The organism is Streptomyces sp. NPDC037389 (assembly GCF_040636475.1).
Classification (GTDB): Bacteria; Actinomycetota; Actinomycetes; order Streptomycetales; family Streptomycetaceae; genus Streptomyces; species Streptomyces hesseae.
This window is the reverse complement of the sequence record NZ_JBEZUS010000003.1, coordinates 403,359-419,079: the sequence shown is the minus strand read 5'-3', so window position 1 is coordinate 419,079 and position 15,721 is coordinate 403,359. Positions and strand designations below refer to the sequence as shown.

Sequence of the window (15,721 nt, the reverse complement as noted above, 5' to 3'; positions counted from 1 at the left end):
GGCCGGCCTGCCGCACCCCTATCCGTAAGTCCAGTCCAGTGCCGTTCCGTGGCTGTGCGCCGCGCCGACACAACGAGGTTGCCGTACCTATGCGCCACGCTGAAGGAGCTCGCGGTGAGTGCTGACCAGACGCTGCTCGCCTTCGAGACCGATTGCCACATCTTCGAAGGGTGTGGCTTCCCGGCCCCGGGACTCCACTCGTTCGTCTTCGAGCCGCTTTTCAAGATCGGCGGCTTCGAGTTCAACAAGCCGATGCTGCTGGCCCTGGTGGGCTCGCTCGTCGTCGTGGGGTTCTTCTGGGCGGCGTTCGGCAAGGCCAAGGTGGTCCCGGGCAAGCTTCAGATGATCGGTGAGACGGGCTACGACTTCGTCCGCCGTGGAATCGTCTACGAGGCGCTCGGAAAGAAGCAGGGCGACAAGTACGTCCCCTTCATGGTCTCGCTGTTCTTCTTCGTCTGGATCATGAACCTCTGGTCGATCATCCCGGTGGCCCAGTTCCCGGTGACGTCGATCATTGCCTACCCCGCCGGCCTGGCCCTGGTCGTCTACGTCATGTGGGTCTTCCTGACCTTCAAGAAGCATGGCTTCGCGGGCGGCTGGAAGAACATCACCGGCTACAACAAGGAGCTGGGCTGGGTTCTGCCGCTGATCGTGGTGATCGAGGCGCTGTCGAACCTGATCATTCGCCCCTTCACCCACGCGGTCCGGCTCTTCGCCAACATGTTCGCCGGTCACCTGCTGATCGTGATGTTCACCATCGCCAGCTGGTACCTGATGAACGGCATCGGCATCGCCTACGCGGGTGCGTCGTTCCTGATGACGGTCGCGATGACCGCATTCGAGCTCTTCATCCAGGCAGTCCAGGCGTACATCTTCGTCCTCCTGGCCACCAGCTACATCCAGGGCGCGCTCTCCGAGCACCACTGAGCCAGCCCGCTCCCGCCCCGCAGCACAACAAACCCAGCCACACAGCCGTCCGGTGGCCAACCCCCACCGGTCCGTGAAAGAGAAGGAAGAACCGGCATGTCCGCTCTCCAGACCCTCGCCTCCGCCGACGCCTTCACCGGCAGCGCCAGCGCGATCGGCTACGGCCTGGCCGCCATCGGCCCGGGCGTCGGCGTCGGCATCATCTTCGGTAACGGCACCCAGGCCCTGGCCCGTCAGCCCGAGGCGGCCGGCCTCATCCGCACCAACCAGATCATGGGCTTCGCCTTCTGTGAGGCGCTCGCCCTCATCGGCATCGTCATGGGCTTCGTGTTCAAGTAAACCGACCCAAGCGACAACCCCTTTTCGACGAAAGGCACTGATGTGTACGCCCTGACGCGGCTGGCGTCCGAGGAGATGGAGAACCCTCTCCTCCCGCCGATGCCAGAGCTCATCATCGGCCTGATCGCCTTCCTCATCGTCTTCGGGTTCCTCGGCAAGAAGCTCCTCCCGAACATCAACAAGGTTCTGGAGGAGCGCCGGGCGGCCATCGAGGGCGGCATGGAGAAGGCCGAGGCCGCACAGGCCGAGGCTCAGCAGGTTCTCGAGGACTACCGGGCCCAGCTCGCCGACGCCCGCCACGAGGCCGCGCGTCTGCGCCAGGAGGCGCAGGAGCAGGGCGTCGCGCTGATCGCCGAGATGCGCTCCGAGGGTCAGCGGCAGCGTGAGGAGATCATCGCCGCCGGTCACGCCCAGGTCGAGGCCGACCGCAAGTCCGCCGCGGCCGCGCTGCGCCAGGACGTCGGTCAGCTGGCCATCGACCTGGCCGGCAGGATCGTCGGCGAGTCCCTCACCGAGGCCGAGCGCCAGAGCCGGACCATCGACCGCTTCCTCGACTCGCTCGAGGTCAAGGCGGCCGACGAGACGAAGGCCGAGGCAAGCCGATGAGCCTTGCGAGCCGGGAGGCCCTGGCCTCCGCACGGGAGCGCCTCGACGCGCTTGCGGACAACACCGCCGTGGACGCGGTCAAGCTCGCCGATGAGCTCGCGGCCGTCACCGCGCTGCTCGACCGCGAGGTCTCGCTGCGTCGTGTCCTCACCGACCCGGCACAGACCGGCGAGGCCAAGGCCGAGCTGGCCCGGCGCCTGCTGGGCGGCCAGGTGGGCGGCGAGTGCGCCGACCTGGTGGCCGGCATGGTCCGCTCCCGCTGGTCGCGTTCGCGCGACCTGGTGGACGCGATCGAGGAGCTGGCCAGCGGTGCCGAGCTCATCGCCGCCGAGCGCGCCGACGACCTGGACGACGTCGAGGACGAGCTGTTCCGCTTCGGCCGGATCGCCACGTCGAACCCGGAGCTGCGTGCGGCTCTGACCGACAAGGTCGCGGACAAGGCCGCCAAGGCGACCCTGGTGCGCGAGCTGCTGGGCGGCCGGGCCAACCCGGTCACCGAGCGCCTCGTCGCCCGCCTGGTGACCGCGCCGCGTGGCCGTAGCCTGGAAGGCGGGCTCAACGCCCTCTCCAAGCTGGCCGCCGAGCGCCGTGACCGGATGGTCGCGGAGGTCGTCTCCGCGGTGCCGCTGAGCGATCAGCAGAAGCAGCGCCTCGGTGACGCGCTGGCCAAGCTGTACGGGCGACGCGTCCACCTGAACCTGGACATCGACCCCGAGGTCCTCGGTGGTGTCCAGGTGCGGATCGGCGACGAGGTCATCAACGGCACCATCGCGGACCGGCTCGCCGACGCGAGCCGCCGTATGGCCGGCTGACCAGCCACCAACTCAAGAGCAAACTGACGGCCCGAGTTGGGTCGACGGTGTCCTCTGGGGGCCCAGAGCAGCGCGGCTGCTGTGGGAGAACGTCCCCAGACCCCCAGAATTACTTCGGGCCCAACAAGGAGAGCAGGGAACCCAAATGGCGGAGCTCACGATCCGGCCGGAGGAGATCCGGGACGCACTGGAGAACTTTGTCCAGGCGTACAAGCCGGACGCGGCCTCGCGCGAGGAGGTCGGTACGGTCAGCCTTGCCGGCGACGGCATCGCGAAGGTCGAGGGTCTTCCCTCGGCCATGGCGAACGAGCTGCTGCGGTTCGAGGACGGCACCCTCGGTCTCGCCCTCAACCTTGAGGAGCGCGAGATCGGTGCGGTCGTCCTCGGCGAGTTCAGCGGCATCGAGGAGGGCCAGCCGGTGCAGCGCACCGGTGAGGTGCTCTCCGTCGCGGTCGGCGAGGGTTACCTCGGCCGCGTCGTCGACCCGCTGGGCAACCCGATCGACGGCCTCGGCGAGATCGCGACCGAGGGCCGCCGCGCCCTCGAACTGCAGGCCCCCGGCGTCATGGTCCGCAAGTCGGTCCACGAGCCGATGGAGACCGGCTACAAGGCCGTCGACGCGATGACCCCGGTCGGCCGCGGTCAGCGTCAGCTGATCATCGGTGACCGTCAGACCGGCAAGACCGCGCTGGCCATCGACACGATCATCAACCAGCGCGACAACTGGCGTTCGGGCGACCCGAACAAGCAGGTCCGCTGCATCTACGTCGCCATCGGCCAGAAGGGCTCCACCATCGCCTCCGTGCGAGGTGCCCTGGAGGAGGCCGGCGCCCTCGAGTACACGACGATCGTCGCGGCTCCGGCGTCCGACCCGGCCGGCTTCAAGTACCTCGCGCCGTACACCGGCTCGGCCATCGGCCAGCACTGGATGTACCAGGGCAAGCACGTCCTGATCGTCTTCGACGACCTGTCGAAGCAGGCCGACGCCTACCGTGCCGTCTCCCTGCTGCTGCGCCGCCCGCCGGGCCGTGAGGCCTACCCGGGTGACGTCTTCTACCTGCACTCGCGTCTGCTGGAGCGCTGCGCCAAGCTCTCCGACGAGATGGGTGCCGGTTCGATGACCGGTCTGCCGATCGTCGAGACCAAGGCGAACGACGTGTCGGCGTTCATCCCGACCAACGTCATCTCCATCACCGACGGCCAGTGCTTCCTGGAGTCGGACCTCTTCAACGCCGGTCAGCGCCCCGCGCTGAACGTCGGTATCTCGGTCTCCCGTGTCGGTGGCTCCGCCCAGCACAAGGCCATGAAGCAGGTCTCCGGCCGCCTCCGTGTGGACCTCGCCCAGTTCCGTGAGCTGGAGGCCTTCGCCGCCTTCGGTTCCGACCTGGACGCTGCCTCCAAGGCCGCCCTGGAGCGCGGTAAGCGCATGGTCGAGCTGCTGAAGCAGGGCCAGTACGCCCCGTACGCCACCGAGGACCAGGTCGTCTCCATCTGGGCCGGCACCACCGGCAAGATGGACGACGTTCCGGTCGAGGACATCCGTCGCTTCGAGCGTGAGCTGCTGGACCACCTCCACCGCGAGAACAAGGGTCTGATGACCTCGATCCGCGAGGGCGGCAAGATGTCCGACGACACCCTCCAGGCCGTGGGTGACGCGATCGCGTCCTTCAAGCAGCAGTTCGAGACCTCGGACGGCAAGCTGCTGGGCGAGGGCTGAGCATGGGTGCCCAGCTCCGGGTCTACAAGCGACGGATCAAGTCCGTCACTGCGACCAAGAAGATCACCAAGGCGATGGAGATGATCGCCGCCTCGCGCATCGTCAAGGCACAGCGCCAGGTGGCCGCGTCCACTCCGTACGCCAGTGAGCTCACCCGGGCAGTGACCGCGGTTGCCACCGGCTCCAACACCAGGCACGCCCTGACCACCGAGGTCGAGAACCCGGTCCGGGTCGCGGTCCTGCTCGTCACGAGCGACCGCGGTCTGGCCGGTGGCTACTCGTCCAACGCGATCAAGGCTGCCGGTCAGCTGGCCGCCCGCCTCAAGGCCGAGGGCAAGGACGTCGAGACGTACGTCGTCGGCCGCAAGGGCGTCGCGTACTACGGCTTCCGCGAGCTCCCGGTCGCCGGGTCGTGGACGGGCTTCACCGACAGCCCGACCTACGCCGACGCCAAGCGCGTCGCCGGTCCGCTGATCGAGGCGGTCCAGCGGGAGACGGCCGAGGGCGGCGTGGACGAGCTGCACATCGTCTTCACGGAATTCGTGTCGATGATGACGCAGACGCCGGTCGACAAGCGGCTGCTGCCGCTGAGCCTCGAGGTCACCGAGGACGAGGAGTCGGAGACGGCCAAGGACAGGATCCTGCCGCTGTTCGACTTCGAGCCCTCGGACGAGGCCGTGCTCGACGCACTGCTCCCGCGGTACGTCGAGTCCCGGATCTACAACGCCCTGCTTCAGGCCGCCGCTTCCGAGCACGCGGCCCGTCGCCGGGCGATGAAGTCGGCGACCGACAACGCCGAAGATCTCATCAAGTCGCTCACGCGGCTTGCCAACGCGGCCCGACAGGCCGACATCACCCAGGAAATCAGCGAGATCGTCGGTGGTGCCAGTGCTCTGGCCGACGCGACCGCGGGGAGTGACCGATAAATGACCACCACTGTTGAGACGGCCGCCGCGACGGGCCGCGTCGCCCGGGTCATCGGCCCGGTCGTCGACGTGGAGTTCCCCGTCGACGCGATGCCGGAGATCTACAACGCCCTGACCGTCGAGGTCTCCGACCCGGCCGAGGCCGGCAAGAAGAAGATCCTGACGCTCGAGGTCGCGCAGCACCTGGGCGAGGGCGTCGTGCGCGCCATCGCCATGGAGCCCACCGACGGCCTGGTCCGCCAGGCCGTGGTGACCAACACCGGCGACGGCATCACCGTGCCCGTCGGCGACGTCACCAAGGGCCGGGTGTTCAACACCCTCGGCAAGATCCTGAACGACCCCGAGGCCGAGTCCGAGGTCACCGAGCGCTGGTCCATCCACCGCAAGGCCCCGGCGTTCGACCAGCTCGAGTCGAAGACCGAGATGTTCGAGACGGGTCTGAAGGTCGTCGACCTTCTCACCCCGTACGTCAAGGGCGGCAAGATCGGTCTGTTCGGTGGTGCCGGTGTCGGCAAGACCGTTCTGATCCAGGAAATGATCATGCGTGTGGCGAAGCTGCACGAGGGCGTTTCCGTCTTCGCCGGCGTGGGTGAGCGCACCCGTGAGGGCAACGACCTCATCCACGAGATGGCGGACTCCGGCGTTCTGGACAAGACCGCGCTGGTCTTCGGCCAGATGGACGAGCCCCCGGGCACCCGTCTGCGCGTCGCCCTGGCCGGTCTGACCATGGCGGAGTACTTCCGCGATGTGCAGAAGCAGGACGTGCTGTTCTTCATCGACAACATCTTCCGCTTCACCCAGGCCGGTTCCGAGGTCTCCACGCTGCTCGGCCGCATGCCGTCCGCCGTGGGTTACCAGCCGAACCTCGCCGACGAGATGGGCCTCCTCCAGGAGCGCATCACCTCGACCCGTGGTCACTCGATCACCTCCATGCAGGCGATCTACGTCCCCGCGGACGACCTGACCGACCCGGCCCCGGCGACGACCTTCGCCCACCTGGACGCCACGACCGTTCTGTCGCGTCCGATCTCGGAGAAGGGCATCTACCCGGCGGTCGACCCGCTGGACTCGACGTCCCGCATCCTGGACCCGCGCTACATCACGGCGGAGCACTACGCCGCGGCCTCCCGCGTCAAGGGGATCCTCCAGAAGTACAAGGACCTCCAGGACATCATCGCGATCCTCGGTATCGACGAGCTGGGCGAAGAGGACAAGCTGGTCGTCCACCGCGCCCGTCGCGTCGAGCGCTTCCTGTCGCAGAACACCCACGCGGCGAAGCAGTTCACCGGTGTCGACGGTTCGGACGTTCCGCTGGACGAGTCCATCGCCGCGTTCAACGCGATCTGCGACGGTGAGTTCGACCACTTCCCGGAGCAGGCCTTCTTCATGTGCGGTGGCCTCGAGGACCTCAAGAAGAACGCCAAGGAGCTGGGCGTCTCCTGATCCCGGGGCTCCTTCGAGCCCTGCGATCGACGGTCCGGGGGCGGGGCACTCCCGCCCCCGGACCGTACGTCCCCTATTCTTTGACCCAACACCCGCCGTACCCGGCGGGTGGAGACCCGAGGAGCCACGTTGGCTGCTGAGTTGCACGTCGAGCTGGTCGCGGCGGACCGAAGCGTCTGGTCCGGCGAGGCCACTCTGGTCATCGCGCGTACCACATCGGGTGACATCGGCGTCATGCCCGGCCACCAGCCGCTGCTCGGTGTGCTGGAGTCCGGCCCGGTGACCATCAAGACCGCCGACGGCGTCGTCGTCGCCGCGGTGCACGGTGGGTTCATCTCCTTCGCCGACGACAAGCTCTCGCTGCTCGCCGAGATCGCGGAGCTCGCCGACGAGATCGACATCGAGCGCGCCGAGCGGGCGCTCGAGCGGGCCAAGTCGGAGGCCGACGCGGCCGCCGAGCGGCGCGCCGATGTCCGGCTGAAGGCGGTCACGGGCGTTCACTAGCCCCGATCCGCTTCGAGTACGACCCTCAGCCGCGGGCCGGCCTGGAATAACTCCAGGGCGGTCCGCGGCTGAGGCAATAACGCAGGTGCGGTTGCTCTAGATGATGCGAGGAGGTCGGTGGAGATGGTCCTCGCTCTGCTCGTGAGCGGCGTCGTCGTCCTGCTGGTGCTGTTGGGGCTCTTCGTCTTCGGGCTGCGGAGACGGCTGATCCAGCGTTCCGGCGGCACCTTCGACTGCAGCCTGCGCTGGAACGTTCCGGAGCACGACCCCGAGCCCGCCGGCAAGGGCTGGATCTACGGGGTCGCCCGCTACAACGGCGACCGCGTCGAATGGTTCCGCGTCTTCTCCTACGCCCCCCGGCCGCGCCGGATGCTGGAGCGGGACTCCATCGAAATCATCGAGCGCCGCACCCCCCAGGGCGAGGAGGAGCTGGCGCTCCTTTCGGACGCCGTGGTGCTCGTCTGTCTCCACCGGGGGACGCGACTGGAGCTGGCCATGAGCGAGGACGCGCTGACCGGCTTCCTGGCCTGGCTGGAGGCGGCGCCTCCGGGGCAGAGGGTGAACGTCGCCTAGGCGTTCGTCTTCTCCTTCGAGGGCTCTTCCTTGGGCCAGAGCGTGTAGCTTCCCGCGATCGCCAGGTTGATGCCGATCACCAGCAGCATCTTGGTCTGCCAGTTCCGCAGCGAGCTGATGTCGCCCGAGCCCACGTACCAGACGGCGCATTGCAGCAGGCCGAGCGCCACGACCGCCGCGAGGATCCAGCGGCCGGCGGTCCTCCACTCGTGGACGGCGCGCTCCTTGCCGTACTTCGGCGGCTTGACCGGCGGCGGCCCGCCCGCGAAGCGGTGGGCGAAGCGCCGGTCGGCCCATTTGACGGTGGAGTGGCCGAGCCCCACCGAGAAGCCCAGGTAGACGGCGGCCAGCCCGTGCTTCCAGTCGGCGGTCGCGCCGTTCCTCAGATCGATCGCGGTGGCGATCAGCAGCACCAGCTCCAGCACCGGCTCCAGCAGCAGTACCGCGACCCCCGCACGCGGCATACGGGCCAGGTAGCGGAGGCCGAGCCCGGCTGCCAGCAGGATCCAGAAACCGGTCTCACAGACGACGATCAGCGTGACGATCACGGTTCCCTCCCTTTCCTCACCTCCAGACTGACCGCCGCGACCTGCGGTTTCTTCGCCCGGTGTGAGGATCCGGGGCTGCATCCTTCGATGTACTCCCCGCCTTCCGGCCCGGCGCCGAAGGCGAGGACCGCGCGGTCGGTGACGTGCTGAGATGGACCCGTGCCCCGCAGCCTTCCCCTCCGTCCGCCCGACCGTGTCGACGCGGCCATCGCCGTCACCGGGCTGCTCGGCGGGCTCCTGCTGTACGCGCTGGGGCTGATCAGCCACGCCGCCCTGCCGGGAGTGCCGCGGCGGCTCGCGCTGCTCGCCCTCGTCGTGATGGCGGGCGCGGAGCTGCTGCGGCGCGGGGCACCGCTGGTGGCGCTGGGCATCGGGACGGCCGCCCTGACCCTGGACGTCCTCGCGGGCAGCCTCATCGCCAACGTCGGGATGTTCACCGATCTCGTCTACGCGGCCGTGCTCTACGGCCCGCCCGCCGCCTACCGGTTCATCCCCCGGGCCACCGAGGTGCTCACCGTGGTCGGCACGCTGCTGGCCGTCGCGCTGATGCGCGAGCCCGCCGCGCTGCTGGTCGGCATCGCGCTGGCCGTGCTGACCGTCGTCCCCGCCTGGACCGGAGTGGGCGTACGGGTGCACCGCGACGCCGCCGAGGCCGCCCGGCTGACGGCGGAGCGGACCGCGCTGCTGGCGGAGCTGGACCGGCGCGAGGCCGTGTCCGCCGAACGGGCCCGGATGGCACGGGAGCTGCACGACATGGTCGCGGGCCATCTGTCGGCCATCGCCATCCACTCCTCGGCCGCGCTGTCGATCGACGAGCCGGGGGCCTCCCGGGAGGCGCTCGGGGTGATCCGGGAGAACAGCGTCCAGGGCCTGGCGGAGATGCGCCGGCTGATCGGCCTGCTGAGGGAGACGGCCGGCGCGGACCAGCCCGCCCCCACGCCCCGGCTCGACGGGCTCGACGCCCTGCTGGAACGGGCCCGCACCAGCGTCCGGGACGACCGCTTCTCCTTCGTACTGCGCGACGGGCGGGGAACGGGCGCGCTGCCCGTGCCGGTGGAGCTCGCGGCGTACCGGATCGTCCAGGAGTCGCTGACGAACGCGGTGAAGCACGCCGCCTCGGGCGAGGTGGCCGTGGAGCTGGAGCGGGTGGCCGGCGGCGGCCCGCTGACCGTCCGGGTGACGAGCCCCCTGGGCGCGGCCCGCCCGGGACCGAGGGCGCCGGGCGCGGGCGCCGGGCTCGTCGGCATGCGGGAGCGCGTCGCGCTGCTGAACGGGGAGTTCGAGGCGGGGCCGGTGGACGGGACATGGACGATCCGGGCGGTGCTGCCCGTGGACGAGGAGAGGTCGGAGAAGTCATGACAGGGTCGGTACGGGTCCTCGTCGCCGAGGACCAGGCCGCGGTGCGGTCCGGGCTGGTGCTCATCCTGCGCTCGTCGCCCGGTATCGAGGTCGTCGGGGAGGCGGCCGACGGCGAGGAGGCCGTGCGGCTGGCCCGGGAGCTGCGCCCCGACGTGGTGCTGATGGACATTCAGATGCCCCGGCTGGACGGGGTGTCCGCCACCCGGCTGGTCACCGCCGAGGGGATCGCCGATGTGCTGGTGCTGACCACCTTCGACCTCGACGAGTACGTCTTCGGCGCGCTGCGGGCGGGCGCGGCCGGCTTCCTGCTGAAGGACAGCGAGGCGGCGGAGCTGGTGGCGGCCGTACGGACGGTGGCCCGGGGCGAGGGGATGATCTCACCGGCCGTCACCCGCCGGCTCATCGCGGAGTTCGCGCGCCCCGCGCCCGTCCGCCCGGAGCCCGGGGACGGCGCGGCCGCGCTGGAGACGCTCACCCGTCGGGAACGGGAGGTGCTGGTGTGCCTGGGGGAGGGGCTGTCGAACGCGGAGGTCGCGGGGCGGCTGGGGATGGCCGAGGCGACGGTGAAGACGCATGTGAGCAGGCTGCTGGCGAAGCTGGAGCTGCGCAGCCGGGTACAGGCCGCGGTGCTGGCCCGGGAATGGGGTCTGGTCCAGACCTCTTGACCATTGGTACGGACCTTCTTACGCTCCCCTCACAACGCGCACCCCCCACCCTGTTCTGGCCCTCACCCGAGGAGCACGCCGTGCACACAGGAATCCCGGGACACGCAACCCTTCACCCTCATCTCCGCCTTCTCGGACATGGCCGCTTACGGGCCGTCATCGCGGCCCTCGCCGCCCTGCTGCTCCCCATCGGCCTGATCGTCGGCCTGGCCGCCCCGGCCCATGCCGCCGCCTCCGCGACGGCGGCATTCGTCAAGACCTCCGACTGGGGGACGGGCTTCCAGGGCGCCTGGACCATCAAGAACACCGGCACGACCGCCATCGACTCCTGGACCGTCGAGTGGGACTTCCCCGCCACGACGACGGTCGGCTCCTACTGGGACGCCCTGGTCAGCAGCTCCGGAACGCACTTCACCGGCAAGAACCGCGAGTACAACGGCACGATCGCGCCCGGCGCGAGCGTCACCTTCGGCTTCGTCGCCGCCGGGGACGGCAGCCCCACCGGCTGCAAGGTCAACGGCGCCGGCTGCGACGGCTCCTCCCCCGGCGGCGAAGGGCCGGGCGCGCCGGGCACCCCGACGGCCTCGTCCGTCACCGCGAACAGCGTCGCGCTGAAGTGGACGGCCGCGACGAGCGGCAAGGGCATCAAGAACTACGACGTCCACCGCTCCGGGACGAAGGTCGCGACGGTCGCCAAGCTCGCCTACACCGACTCCGGGCTGAGCGCGGGCACCGAGTACACCTATACGGTCGTCGCCCGCGACACCGCCGACCGGACCGGCCCGGCCAGCGCCCCGCTGACCGTGCGGACCACGGGCGGAGGCGGCGGCGACCCCCAGCCGGGCGGCGACTACGCCAAGGTCGGCTACTTCGTGCAGTGGGGGATCTACGGGCGCGGCTACACCGTGAAATCCCTGGACGCCACGGGCGCCGCCGCGAAGCTCACCCACCTCAACTACGCCTTCTCCAATATCGACCCCGTCAATCTGACCTGCCTCAACGGTGTCACCAAGGCCACTACTCCCAACCCTCAGGACCCCAGCCAGGGGGACGGCGCCGGTGACTCCTGGGCCGACTACGAGAAGGGCTTCGGCGCGGGCGAGTCCGTCGACGGCGTGGGCGACACCTGGGACCAGAAACTGGCCGGCAACTACAACCAGCTGAAGAAGCTCAAGGCCAAGCACCCCAAGCTGAAGATCAATATGTCGATCGGCGGCTGGACGTACAGCAAGTACTTCTCGGACGTCGCGAAGACGGACGCGTCGCGGCAGAAGTTCGTGAAGTCCTGCGTCGACATGTACATCAAGGGCGATCTGCCCGTGTCGAACGGCCGTGGCGGCCCCGGCACGGCGGCCGGGATCTTCGACGGCTTCGACATCGACTGGGAGTGGCCGGGCTCGGACGGCCACGCCGGCAACCACGTCTCCAAGGACGACAAGGCCGACAACCTGCTGCTGTTCGCCGAGTTCCGCAAGCAGTTGGACGCGCTGAGCGCTACGACGGGGAAGAAGTACCTGTTGACCGCCTTCACTCCGGCCGACCCGGCGAAGATCGACGCGGGCTGGGACATCACCACCAAGGACGGCACGCCCAGCGTCTTCGACTACATGGACTTCGCCAACGTCCAGGGCTACGACTTCCATGGCTCGGGCAGCGACAACAGCTGGGAGCCCAACCGTACGGGCCACCAGGGGAATCTGTACGCGGACGCGAAGGACCCGTACAGCACGAAGTTCAGCGTGGACAAGACCGTCCAGACCTATCTCGACGCGGGCGTCGACCCCCGCAAGGTCGTCCTGGGGCTGGCCTTCTACGGCCGAGGCTGGCAGCAGGTCGCGGACGGCGGCGCGCACGGTGTCTGGCAGGCGGCGGGGGGCGCGGCCCCGGGCCAGTTCCCGGAGGAGTCCGGGACGCGCGGCTACGACAATCTGCTGGCGTCCGTGCCGAATCTGACCGTCTACCACGACGAGGCGTCGGTGGCGACGTACGGGTACACCGGGGACGGTGGGCAGTGGTGGACGTTCGACGACGCGTGGTCGATAGGGAAGAAGACGGCGTGGCTGAAGGGGAAGAAGCTGGGTGGGGTGATGATCTGGGAGATGTCGGGGGACAGCGGGACGCTGATGACGGCGGTTGACAGCGGGCTGAGGTAGCGCCCGGGTAGCGCCTGCGCCAGGGGTCCCAGGGGGGCTGCGCCCCTGGGACCCCTGGTCGTCAACGGTTCTCGCCCGGCACCCACAGCACGTCCCCGACCTCCCGGTTGGCGCTGCGAGCCAGGATGAAGAGCAGGTCCGACAGCCGGTTCAGATATGTCGCCGTCAGGTGATTCATCGTGTCACCGTGCATCTCCAGCGCCGCCCACGTCGACCGCTCCGCCCGCCGTGCCACCGTGCACGCCTGGTGCAGCAGTGCCGCGCCCGGTGTGCCTCCGGGCAGGATGAAGCTGCGCAGCTTCTCCAGGGGCTCCAGGAAGTGGTCGCAGTCCGCCTCCAGCCGGTCGATGTAGGACTGCTCGACCCGCAGCGGCGGGTACTTGGGGTTCTCCACCACGGGGGTCGCCAGATCCGCGCCCACGTCGAAGAGGTCGTTCTGCACCCGGACGAGGACCTTCACGATCTCCTCGGGCAGCTGCCCGAGCGCGATGGCCACCCCGATCGCGGCGTTCGCCTCGTTGGCGTCGGCGTAGGCCGCGATCCTGGTGTCGGTCTTGACGGTGCGGCTCATGTCGCCCAGGGCCGTTGTGCCGTCGTCGCCGGTGCGGGTGTAGATGCGCGTCAGATGGACCATGGGTACGAGCCTAGCTATTCCCCCAGCTACCGCTGGGAGGTTCCCCCGCCCGCCCCGCGGAAGTACCGTGCGCCGGCCGCCACCGAGACGGCCATCAGTATCAGGGCCGTCAGGGCGCCGCGGGCCAGTGCCGGGTCGGAGTAGTGGCCGACGAACGCGGCGCGGACCGCGTCGACCAGATAGCGCAACGGCATCACATGAGAGAGGGTGTCGAGCCAGCCGGGCGCGAGGGACATGGGCAGCAGCAGGCCGGAGAGCAGCATGGTCGGCATGGTGGCCGTGTTGACGAGCGGGGCGAAGGACATGGGGGCGGCGGCCTTCATGGCCAGGGTGTAGGACAGGGCCGCCAGCGAGAGGGCCAGCGCCGCCGTGAAGGCGAAGCCCAGCAGGACGCCGGGCAGCGGTGCCCGCAGCCCCATGGCCACGGCGACGAGGACGATCACGACGGCCTGCGCGGTGAGCAGCGCGGCGTCCTTCAGGACGCGCCCCAGCAGCAGGGCGAGCCGGCTGACCGGGGTCACCCGCATCCGGTCGACGATGCCGTGCTGTTTTTCGATGATCAGGCCCATGCCCGCGAAGGACGCGCCGAACAGGGCGAGTTGCAGCAGCAGGCCGGGGACCAGGACCTGCCAGGAGGACCCCGCGCCGCCGCCGAGCGGCATGTCGGTGAGCAGCGGGCCGTAGAGGACGAGGTAGAGCACGGGCATCAGCGCGCCGAAGGTCATGGCGGCCTTCGAGCGCAGGGTCTGGCGGGCGTACCGGCCGAAGACCAGGGCGGTGTCGGAGAGGAGGGTGCGCACGGGGCCTGGCTCCTGGTGGGCTAGACGGCTACGGGGGTGGTGTCCTGGGCGGCCGGGCCGCGCCCGGTGATGGCGTGGAAGGCGGTCTCCAGCGTGGCGTCGGGGGAGCCGGCGTGGCGGGTCTTCAGTCCGGCGGGGGTGCCCTCGGCGACGATCGTGCCCTTGTCGATGACGACCAGCCGGTCGGCGAGCGCGTCGGCCTCGTCGAGGTAGTGGGTGGTGAGGACGACCGTCGTGCCCCATTCGGCGCGGATGCGACGCACGAGGTCCCAGAGGTCCGCGCGGCTGCCGGGGTCGAGGCCGGTGGTGGGCTCGTCGAGGAAGAGCACCTCGGGCCGGTGGGTGAGGGCCATGGCGATGTCGAGCCGGCGCCGCTGCCCGCCGGAAAGGGTGGCGCACGGCCGCTCCAGGAGCCCGGTCAGGCCGAGCTCCCGCGCCAGCTCCCCGGCGCGCTCCTCGGCCCGGGCCTTGCGCAGCCCGTAGAGCCGCCCCTGGGTGACCAGTTCCTCTCGGACGGAGACGGCCGGGTCGACGCCGCCGGACTGGGCGACGTGGCCGATGCGGCGGCGCACTCCCGCGGGGTCGCAGGCGAGGTCGTGACCGGCGACGGTCGCGGTGCCGCCGGTGGGGGAGAGGAGCGTGGTGAGCATGCGCAGGGTCGTGGTCTTGCCCGCGCCGTTGGGGCCGAGGAGGCCGAGGATCTCGCCGCGCCGGACGGTCAGGTCGATGCCGCGCACGGCCTCGACGGGGCCGCGCGGGCTCGGGTAGGTCCGGGCGAGCCCGGACGTGCGGATGCTGTCGGAGCTGTCCATGCCCCAAGAAAAGCAGAGTCGCTGAAAGTTTGCAATGGCTCCAAGTTTTCAGTGGATACAGCGAAGCTACGATGAGGGCATGACAGGAGAAGGGCTCAGGGAGCGGAAGAAGCGCCAGACCAGGCAGCACATCTCGGACATCGCGACCGGCCTGTTCCTGGAGCACGGCTTCGTCACGGTGACGATCGCGGACATCGCCTCGGCCGCCGAGGTCTCCGTCAATACCGTTTACAACTATTTCGGGTCGAAAGAGGACCTCTTCCTCGACCGCGAGGACGACGCCGTCGAGTGGCTCGCCTCCGCCGTCCGGGGCCGCCGGGCGGGGGAGTCCCCGGCCGCGGCCGTGCTGCGCGCCCTGCGCGCGGAGGTGGTGGCCGTCTCGCCGAGGGTGGGGCTCATCGACGGGTACGAGCGGTTCATGCGCGTCATCGAGGAGTCGCAGGCCCTCCGCTCCCGGGTCTTCGACATGCGGCGCCGCGCCACCGATCTGCTGGCCGACGTGCTCACCGAGGAGGCCCGGGAGGCGGACGAGGCTGGTGAGGCCGGGGAGGGCGCCGGACCGCTGCCCGCGCTGGTGGCCGGTCAGCTGGGCTGGATCCAGGCACATGTCGTCGAGCACATCCAGCGCGAGCTGGTGGCGGGGAGCACCGCCGCCGAGGCGTCCCGTTCGGCCCTCGTCGTCCTCGACGAGATCGAGGGGATGCTGAGCGACCGTCTGCTGGAGTACGGCGTCCGTCCCGCCGTCTGACCCGGCCCCGCCCTGTGTCCCCAGGGGCTCCCGGGGCCCGGGTGGCCCAACTGCGGGGTGTGGCCCGGCCGGTGGCCGTCTCAGTGTGATGTCCGTCATCCGGGACGTGACGCGCATCTCTTACCGCCCAACGGCGCCCCCGTGAACGCTAAGGT

The 15,721-nt window shown here is 69.8% G+C and carries 17 protein-coding genes; 13 read left to right on the top strand and 4 right to left on the bottom strand.

What is annotated here, in order from left to right:
* The first annotated feature begins 114 nt into the window (after positions 1 to 114).
* The 9 genes from atpB to AB0E98_RS08605 all read left to right on the top strand — a co-directional run bounded on the left by atpB (position 115) and on the right by AB0E98_RS08605 (position 7,847).
* Positions 115 to 927, top strand: coding sequence for a F0F1 ATP synthase subunit A (gene atpB, locus AB0E98_RS08645; RefSeq protein ID WP_361700057.1), 813 nt, complete (start codon positions 115 to 117; stop codon positions 925 to 927).
* A gap of 96 nt (positions 928 to 1,023) precedes the next feature.
* Positions 1,024 to 1,266 (top strand): ATP synthase F0 subunit C, encoded by a 243-nt coding sequence (gene atpE / locus AB0E98_RS08640; RefSeq protein WP_030280712.1) that lies wholly within the window; start codon positions 1,024 to 1,026, stop codon positions 1,264 to 1,266.
* A 42-nt stretch (positions 1,267 to 1,308) separates the two neighbouring features.
* Positions 1,309 to 1,872, top strand: coding sequence for a F0F1 ATP synthase subunit B (locus AB0E98_RS08635; protein ID WP_361700055.1), 564 nt, complete (start codon positions 1,309 to 1,311; stop codon positions 1,870 to 1,872).
* Positions 1,869 to 2,684, top strand: a complete 816-nt coding sequence (locus tag AB0E98_RS08630) for a F0F1 ATP synthase subunit delta (protein WP_361700052.1) — start codon at positions 1,869 to 1,871, stop codon at positions 2,682 to 2,684. Before AB0E98_RS08635 ends, AB0E98_RS08630 begins: the two co-directional genes overlap by 4 nt.
* Before the next feature lie 145 nt (positions 2,685 to 2,829).
* Positions 2,830 to 4,401 (top strand): F0F1 ATP synthase subunit alpha, encoded by a 1,572-nt coding sequence (gene atpA / locus AB0E98_RS08625; RefSeq protein ID WP_189451408.1) that lies wholly within the window; start codon positions 2,830 to 2,832, stop codon positions 4,399 to 4,401.
* 2 nt (positions 4,402 to 4,403) lie between these two features.
* On the top strand, positions 4,404 to 5,327 hold the full coding sequence (locus AB0E98_RS08620; protein ID WP_361700049.1) for a F0F1 ATP synthase subunit gamma: 924 nt from the start codon (positions 4,404 to 4,406) through the stop codon (positions 5,325 to 5,327).
* Entirely contained in the window at positions 5,328 to 6,770 is a 1,443-nt protein-coding gene (atpD, locus tag AB0E98_RS08615) for a F0F1 ATP synthase subunit beta (protein WP_361700047.1), read from the top strand. It begins immediately after the preceding gene.
* 129 nt (positions 6,771 to 6,899) lie between these two features.
* Positions 6,900 to 7,274: a F0F1 ATP synthase subunit epsilon gene (locus AB0E98_RS08610; protein ID WP_311612009.1), complete on the top strand. Its 375-nt coding sequence runs from the start codon at positions 6,900 to 6,902 to the stop codon at positions 7,272 to 7,274.
* Between the two features lie 123 nt (positions 7,275 to 7,397).
* The gene (locus AB0E98_RS08605; RefSeq protein ID WP_361700045.1) at positions 7,398 to 7,847 is read left to right on the top strand and encodes a DUF2550 domain-containing protein; all 450 of its coding nucleotides are present in this window, start codon (positions 7,398 to 7,400) and stop codon (positions 7,845 to 7,847) included.
* Here AB0E98_RS08605 and AB0E98_RS08600 read toward each other — a convergent pair.
* The gene (locus AB0E98_RS08600) at positions 7,844 to 8,395 is read right to left on the bottom strand and encodes a hypothetical protein (protein WP_361700042.1); all 552 of its coding nucleotides are present in this window, start codon (positions 8,393 to 8,395) and stop codon (positions 7,844 to 7,846) included. The genes AB0E98_RS08605 and AB0E98_RS08600 overlap by 4 nt on opposite strands.
* A gap of 159 nt (positions 8,396 to 8,554) precedes the next feature.
* Between AB0E98_RS08600 and AB0E98_RS08595 the strand changes: the two genes are divergently transcribed.
* From AB0E98_RS08595 to AB0E98_RS08585, 3 genes are all read left to right on the top strand, one after another.
* Positions 8,555 to 9,754, top strand: coding sequence for a histidine kinase (locus AB0E98_RS08595; RefSeq protein WP_361700039.1), 1,200 nt, complete (start codon positions 8,555 to 8,557; stop codon positions 9,752 to 9,754).
* Positions 9,751 to 10,419: a response regulator transcription factor gene (locus AB0E98_RS08590; protein WP_361700037.1), complete on the top strand. Its 669-nt coding sequence runs from the start codon at positions 9,751 to 9,753 to the stop codon at positions 10,417 to 10,419. Before AB0E98_RS08595 ends, AB0E98_RS08590 begins: the two co-directional genes overlap by 4 nt.
* Positions 10,420 to 10,577: 158 nt before the next feature.
* On the top strand, positions 10,578 to 12,572 hold the full coding sequence (locus AB0E98_RS08585; RefSeq protein ID WP_361700530.1) for a glycoside hydrolase family 18 chitinase: 1,995 nt from the start codon (positions 10,578 to 10,580) through the stop codon (positions 12,570 to 12,572).
* Positions 12,573 to 12,633: 61 nt separating this feature from the next.
* On the opposite strand, the gene AB0E98_RS08580 is transcribed toward AB0E98_RS08585, so the two are convergent.
* Genes AB0E98_RS08580 through AB0E98_RS08570 form a run of 3 tightly spaced genes read right to left on the bottom strand, consistent with a single transcriptional unit; the run spans position 12,634 to position 14,818 of the window.
* Positions 12,634 to 13,206 carry a cob(I)yrinic acid a,c-diamide adenosyltransferase gene (locus AB0E98_RS08580; protein ID WP_361700034.1) on the bottom strand — a complete coding sequence of 191 codons (573 nt, stop codon included), beginning with the start codon at positions 13,204 to 13,206 and terminating at the stop codon, positions 12,634 to 12,636.
* Positions 13,207 to 13,232: 26 nt separating this feature from the next.
* On the bottom strand, positions 13,233 to 14,006 hold the full coding sequence (locus tag AB0E98_RS08575; RefSeq protein ID WP_361700032.1) for an ABC transporter permease: 774 nt from the start codon (positions 14,004 to 14,006) through the stop codon (positions 13,233 to 13,235).
* 20 nt (positions 14,007 to 14,026) lie between these two features.
* The gene (locus tag AB0E98_RS08570; RefSeq protein WP_361700029.1) at positions 14,027 to 14,818 is read right to left on the bottom strand and encodes an ATP-binding cassette domain-containing protein; all 792 of its coding nucleotides are present in this window, start codon (positions 14,816 to 14,818) and stop codon (positions 14,027 to 14,029) included.
* Between the two features lie 79 nt (positions 14,819 to 14,897).
* Here AB0E98_RS08570 and AB0E98_RS08565 point away from each other — a divergent pair, with 79 nt between their 5' ends.
* Positions 14,898 to 15,566 (top strand): TetR/AcrR family transcriptional regulator, encoded by a 669-nt coding sequence (locus tag AB0E98_RS08565; RefSeq protein ID WP_361700027.1) that lies wholly within the window; start codon positions 14,898 to 14,900, stop codon positions 15,564 to 15,566.
* Positions 15,567 to 15,721: the final 155 nt, after the last annotated feature.

Coding starts and splice junctions, on each gene's coding strand:
- atpA (WP_189451408.1), top strand. CDS start 2,830: ATGGCGGAGCTCACGATCCGGCCGGAGGAGATCCGGGACGCACTGGAG.
- AB0E98_RS08630 (WP_361700052.1), top strand. CDS start 1,869: ATGAGCCTTGCGAGCCGGGAGGCCCTGGCCTCCGCACGGGAGCGCCTC.
- AB0E98_RS08580 (WP_361700034.1), bottom strand. CDS start 13,206: ATGGTCCATCTGACGCGCATCTACACCCGCACCGGCGACGACGGCACA.
- atpE (WP_030280712.1), top strand. CDS start 1,024: ATGTCCGCTCTCCAGACCCTCGCCTCCGCCGACGCCTTCACCGGCAGC.
- AB0E98_RS08590 (WP_361700037.1), top strand. CDS start 9,751: ATGACAGGGTCGGTACGGGTCCTCGTCGCCGAGGACCAGGCCGCGGTG.
- atpD (WP_361700047.1), top strand. CDS start 5,328: ATGACCACCACTGTTGAGACGGCCGCCGCGACGGGCCGCGTCGCCCGG.
- AB0E98_RS08620 (WP_361700049.1), top strand. CDS start 4,404: ATGGGTGCCCAGCTCCGGGTCTACAAGCGACGGATCAAGTCCGTCACT.
- AB0E98_RS08605 (WP_361700045.1), top strand. CDS start 7,398: ATGGTCCTCGCTCTGCTCGTGAGCGGCGTCGTCGTCCTGCTGGTGCTG.
- AB0E98_RS08570 (WP_361700029.1), bottom strand. CDS start 14,818: ATGGACAGCTCCGACAGCATCCGCACGTCCGGGCTCGCCCGGACCTAC.
- AB0E98_RS08565 (WP_361700027.1), top strand. CDS start 14,898: ATGACAGGAGAAGGGCTCAGGGAGCGGAAGAAGCGCCAGACCAGGCAG.